Annotated in this window: 4 protein-coding genes; 3 read left to right on the top strand and 1 reads right to left on the bottom strand. The window is 68.2% G+C overall.

The annotated features are described in order from the left end of the window. Both ACTHJJ_RS07790 and ACTHJJ_RS07785 read left to right on the top strand, forming a co-directional pair. Positions 1 to 417, top strand: a 417-nt coding sequence (locus tag ACTHJJ_RS07790) for a tripartite tricarboxylate transporter permease (RefSeq protein WP_440302370.1), incomplete at its 5' end; no start/stop codon positions are given. Further along, positions 414 to 806 (top strand): universal stress protein, encoded by a 393-nt coding sequence (locus ACTHJJ_RS07785; protein WP_440302369.1) that lies wholly within the window; start codon positions 414 to 416, stop codon positions 804 to 806. The genes ACTHJJ_RS07790 and ACTHJJ_RS07785, both read left to right, overlap by 4 nt. A 100-nt stretch (positions 807 to 906) precedes the next feature. Here the strand turns inward: ACTHJJ_RS07785 and ACTHJJ_RS07780 are convergent, their stop codons facing one another. Beyond that, entirely contained in the window at positions 907 to 1,698 is a 792-nt protein-coding gene (locus ACTHJJ_RS07780) for a GNAT family N-acetyltransferase (protein WP_440302368.1), read from the bottom strand. A gap of 421 nt (positions 1,699 to 2,119) precedes the next feature. Between ACTHJJ_RS07780 and ACTHJJ_RS07775 the strand changes: the two genes are divergently transcribed. Then, a partial coding sequence (locus ACTHJJ_RS07775; protein ID WP_440302367.1) for a hypothetical protein occupies positions 2,120 to 3,199 on the top strand: 1,080 nt, incomplete at its 3' end.

Here is a 3,199-nt window from a genome sequence, read left to right as displayed (position 1 = left end):
CCGGCCTGGGCGAAGCTGCTCCAGATCCCGCGGCCATACCTCTACGCCGGCATCATCTTCTTCGCGGCGATGGGTGCGTGGGCGGTCAACGGCCAGGCGTTCGACCTCTACCTGCTGCTCGCCATCGGCCTGCTCGGCTTCGCCGTGCGCCGGTTCGGGCTGCCGGTCCTGCCGCTCATCATCGGCGTCATCCTCGCGCCGATCGCCGAGCTGCACATGCGTCGCTCGCTCCAGCTCTCGCACGGGGATCCCACCGGCCTCATCGGCGGACCGGTCTCGTGGGCCTGCTACGTCGTCATCGCGATCGCCATCCTCTGGCCGCTCATCGCAAAGCTGATCCGTATGGCGCGTGGCGGCGACGGCGGTAACGATGGCTCGGGCGACCGCCCGGCCCTGGCGACGGAGGCGACCGCATGACCATCGTGATCGGCTACATCCCGACGAAGCAGGGCGAGGCCGCCCTCACCGCCGGCATCGACGAGGCCCGGGCCCACGGTGAAGCGATCGTCGTCGTCAACATGGCCCGCGACGACAAACTCGTCGACGCCAACCGGGCCCCGGCCTCGGACCTCGACCGGCTGGACCACGACCTGGCCGAGTCGGGGATCGAGCACGAGGTCCGGCGCATCGACCACGGCAGTGATCCCGCGGTCGCACTCCTCGACGTCGCGGCCGAGGTCGGCGCCCGGCTCGTCGTCATCGGCCTGCGGCACCGCACACCGGTGGGCAAGCTCCTGCTCGGCTCGACCGCGCAGCGCATCCTGCTCGACGCATCGTGCCCGGTGCTCGCCGTCAAGGCGGGCTGAGCGCGAGGGGCACTGAGCGAGAAGGCCACCGAGCCGCGAGAGCGAGCTCAGCGGCATACCACCTGGTGGGGTTGAGGCGTTCCAGTCTGGCTGGGACGCCTCAACTGTTTTGCGCTGTTGCGCGCTCGACCCCGGTGTAGCGGCCGCTCTCCTGGAAGCCGAGCCGACCGTAGAGCCCGATGGCCGGCCCGCCGTCGGCCGCGACGATGACGAGCTCCCGGACGTCGGGGTCGGTCAGGGCCCACTCGCCGGCAACGCGCACGAGCCGCGCCGCGATCCCGCGCCGCCGGTAGCCGTGGTGGGTCACGACGTCCTGGTAGCGCGCCCGCGTCCCGAGCCGGACGATCCCGAGCTTCGCGACGAGCCGCTCCCCGACGAACGCGCCGAACCAGGCACCACGGCCGTCGTCGACGAGCGCCTTCTGCGCGGCGGCCCGCCGCTCCTCGAAGACGAGCCGCGCCTCGAGCTCCCCGATCGGGACGTCGCTCGCGCCGAGCTCGGCCGCCTGCTGCCAGTCACGGCGCTCGGCGAAGTGCCGGATCGAGATCTCGCCCTCGTCGAGCGGCCTCCAGGACGGCACCTTCGTCATCGTGAGGGCCACATCGGACTCGACGTCGAAGCCATGCTCCCGCCAGCCGCTGTAGTCGCCCTGGCTGTCGGTGAAGCCGAACGTCTGGTGCGTCGCGCCCGGGAACTCCTGCTCGAACCGCTGGATCCATCGCGGGATCTCCGGGGCCGGGACAGCACGCTCGAGGAGCAGGAAATTGCCCCACCAGAACGTCGGGTTGTCGGGCGTGCGAATGACGAGGTGGTCACCGTGGTCGCGGATGATCGAGCCCTGCAGCTCGAGCATGGCGAGGTCCGTCGCGAGGCCGGGTGATTCGACGTGCATGGCCCCGAGGGTATGCCGCTGGGCTTGGCGGCCGGCGCTGGCTCTCCGACGCGTCTTGTCCGTTTTGCGCCTTTTAGGCGCTTTTGTCCCGTCAGCGAATCCGCTTTTGTCCCAGCCCTTTTCGACACACCGGACAGAATCGACGAATCCACCACCGATGGTGCCTAACACGGCATACCGTGTGCTCACCATGGAGTCCCACGTCTCGGGGGAAGGGACGTCGGCTCGAAGAAGTATTGGGAGGGGAACAGCCTTGAAGAGGCTTAGGTCTATTTTGGCGTGCGGTGCTGCCGTCGCCTTGCTGATGGCGGGGGCCACCGGCGCCGCTTATGCGGACACAGCTGCGGCTAACGGAGACGTAGCCGCCACGAACAACAGCGGAAACCTCAAGTTCGGCAGCGTTGCCTGCAAGACGGACAACGTGGGCACCGCGACCCTCTGGGTCGTGCGAAAGAGTGCCAACACCAGAGAGACATTCGCCAACAACGCGAAGGTCACCTTCAAGATGACTGGCGTCGATAACGCCCAGCTCGCAGCTGACTCGCCCAGCGCAACGATCACTCTGCCCAAGAACTGGACCGGTAGCCCGAACGACACTGCCAGCGGCTCGGTCACGGCTCAGGTGCGCCTCCACCCGACCGCCCAGGGCGCCGGCTCAGGCAAGGTGACCTACGAGGCCAGGGGAATGAGTGACAACGGGACCGAACTCGTCCTGTCGACGTTCGTGAACGTCTCGTGGACGACGACCGGCCCGTGTGTGACGAACACCCCGCCGACCGTCACACTCGTCGGCCCGACGGCCGGGGCGTCGTACGAGTACGGCCAGGCCCCGACGGCCACCTGCATCGTGACGGACAAGGAGGACGGCCCCAGCTCGTTCCCTGCCACGATCACCCCGGGCACCGACGTGGTGGATGGCATCGGCACCTACACGGCCTCGTGCTCTTACACCGACTCGGGCGGCCTCACGGGTGCGGCCAGCGTCACGTACAGCGTGTCGAAGATCCCGACCTCGCTGGCTCTCGACTGCCCGGCGTCGGTTACCTACACCGGTTCCGCGCAGGAGCCCTGCACCGCTGTGCTGTCAGGGCGCGATCTGTCTAGTGACACGAAGGCGACGATCACGTACGGCAACAACGTGGACGCCGGGACGGCAACTGCCAAGGCTGTCTTCGCGGGCGACTCCCACTACGGTGCGTCTTCTGCTTCCAGCTCATTCCAGATCAGCCCGGCATCTTCTACGGTGACGATCACGTGCAAGAAGGACCTCGTCTACACCGGTGAGGACCTGACGCCCTGCACCGCGGTCGCCTCCGGCGCCGGTATGGCGGACCTGCCTGTTCCGGTCAGCTTCCCCGAGGTGAGGAACGCCGGCACCTGGACGGCCACCGCTTCCTGGGAGGGTGACGGCAACCACTACGGCAGCACCGCTGTGGCCCAGGACTACACGATCGACAAGGCCCCGTCTAAGGTCACGGTCTCGTGCGACTCCGGTGCGGTC

It is taken from the genome of Intrasporangium sp., from assembly GCF_051961875.1.
Classification (GTDB): domain Bacteria; phylum Actinomycetota; class Actinomycetes; order Actinomycetales; family Dermatophilaceae; genus Intrasporangium_A.
Note: the sequence above shows the minus strand (reverse complement) of the source record. Positions and strands in the feature narration are given on the sequence as shown.